The sequence below is a fragment of the Saccharothrix sp. ST-888 genome (assembly GCF_000955975.1).
In the GTDB taxonomy this organism is placed as follows: Bacteria; Actinomycetota; Actinomycetes; order Streptomycetales; family Streptomycetaceae; genus Kitasatospora.
Genome location: NZ_JYJF01001155.1, coordinates 1 through 232, shown reverse-complemented (window position 1 = coordinate 232; position 232 = coordinate 1). Strand labels below are relative to the sequence as shown.

General features: G+C 78.0%; 1 protein-coding gene. It reads left to right on the top strand.

Annotation, left to right across the window (positions count from 1 at the left end; all coding sequences use genetic code 11):
• Positions 1-232, top strand: a 232-nt coding sequence (locus UK12_RS36040) for a KR domain-containing protein (protein ID WP_045307453.1), incomplete at both ends; no start/stop codon positions are given.

Here is a 232-nt window from a genome sequence, read left to right as displayed (position 1 = left end):
CACCGGTGGTGAGGACCAGCTCGCGCTGCGGCCGTCCGGCCTGTCCGTCCGCCGTCTGGTGCGGGCGGCCAGGAGCGACGCCGCCGACTGGAAGCCGCGCGGGACGGTCCTGGTCACCGGCGGTACCGGTGCTCTGGGCGGACAGGTCGCCCGCTGGCTGGCCGGCAACGGTGCCGAGCACCTGGTGCTGACCAGCCGCCGGGGCCCGGACGCCCCCGGCGCCGACGAGCTG